This window comes from Alloalcanivorax gelatiniphagus, assembly GCF_005938655.1.
GTDB lineage: Bacteria > Pseudomonadota > Gammaproteobacteria > Pseudomonadales > Alcanivoracaceae > Alloalcanivorax > Alloalcanivorax gelatiniphagus.
Map to the genome: position 1 here is coordinate 1 of NZ_VCQT01000002.1, position 1,786 is coordinate 1,786.

General features: G+C 54.8%; 1 rRNA gene. It reads left to right on the forward strand.

What is annotated here, in order from left to right:
* The first annotated feature begins 145 nt into the window (after nt 1-145).
* Nucleotides 146-1,685 (forward strand): 16S ribosomal RNA (locus tag FGS76_RS00915).
* The last annotated feature ends 101 nt before the right edge of the window (nt 1,686-1,786 follow it).

Here is a 1,786-nt window from a genome sequence, read left to right on the forward strand (position 1 = left end):
GCTCTTTAACAATCAGGCAAGCAAACGTGTGGGACCTGTTCGGAGTAGATGTCTCAAAAGATATCGGCTTTGAACAAGTCAACCTAGTTGAATTTGTTTCGAGCTGAGCATGCTTTAAGTGCGAAGGCACTTTAAAGACTTAATCGAACTGAAGAGTTTGATCATGGCTCAGATTGAACGCTGGCGGCAGGCCTAACACATGCAAGTCGAGCGGTAACAGGGGTAGCTTGCTACCCGCTGACGAGCGGCGGACGGGTGAGTAACGCGTGAGAATCTGCCCATCAGTGGGGGATAACTCGGGGAAACTCGAGCTAATACCGCATACGTCCTACGGGACAAAGCAGGGGACCTTTTGGCCTTGCGCTGATGGATGAGCTCGCGTCGGATTAGCTTGTTGGTGAGGTAAAGGCTCACCAAGGCGACGATCCGTAGCTGGTCTGAGAGGATGATCAGCCACACCGGGACTGAGACACGGCCCGGACTCCTACGGGAGGCAGCAGTGGGGAATCTTGGACAATGGGGGCAACCCTGATCCAGCCATGCCGCGTGTGTGAAGAAGGCCTTCGGGTTGTAAAGCACTTTCAGTAGGGAGGAAGGCTTCGGGCTAATACCCTGGAGTACTTGACGTTACCTACAGAAGAAGCACCGGCTAATTTCGTGCCAGCAGCCGCGGTAATACGAAAGGTGCAAGCGTTAATCGGAATTACTGGGCGTAAAGCGCGCGTAGGCGGTGTGTTAAGTCGGATGTGAAAGCCCAGGGCTCAACCTTGGAATTGCATCCGATACTGGCACGCTAGAGTGCAGTAGAGGGAGGTGGAATTTCCGGTGTAGCGGTGAAATGCGTAGAGATCGGAAGGAACACCAGTGGCGAAGGCGGCCTCCTGGACTGACACTGACGCTGAGGTGCGAAAGCGTGGGGAGCAAACAGGATTAGATACCCTGGTAGTCCACGCCGTAAACGATGTCTACTAGCCGTCGGGATCCTTAGTGATCTTGGTGGCGCAGCTAACGCGATAAGTAGACCGCCTGGGGAGTACGGCCGCAAGGTTAAAACTCAAATGAATTGACGGGGGCCCGCACAAGCGGTGGAGCATGTGGTTTAATTCGATGCAACGCGAAGAACCTTACCAGGTCTTGACATCCTCGGAATTTGGCAGAGATGCCTTAGTGCCTTCGGGAGCCGAGTGACAGGTGCTGCATGGCCGTCGTCAGCTCGTGTCGTGAGATGTTGGGTTAAGTCCCGTAACGAGCGCAACCCTTGTCCTTAGTTGCCAGCACGTAATGGTGGGAACTCTAGGGAGACTGCCGGTGACAAACCGGAGGAAGGTGGGGACGACGTCAGGTCATCATGGCCCTTACGACCTGGGCTACACACGTGCTACAATGGCTGGTACAGAGGGTTGCGAAGTCGCGAGGCGGAGCTAATCCCTTAAAGCCAGTCGTAGTCCGGATTGGAGTCTGCAACTCGACTCCATGAAGTCGGAATCGCTAGTAATCGCGGATCAGAATGCCGCGGTGAATACGTTCCCGGGCCTTGTACACACCGCCCGTCACACCATGGGAGTGGATTGCACCAGAAGTGGCTAGTCTAACTTCGGAGGACGGTCACCACGGTGTGGTTCATGACTGGGGTGAAGTCGTAACAAGGTAGCCGTAGGGGAACCTGCGGCTGGATCACCTCCTTAACGACCGAGACCCTACCCGAGCAGGGACCCACACGTTTGCTTGTCTGTCTGGCTCTTCTACACTTCTGTCGCTGCCGACGCCTCCTTACTGTTATATATTT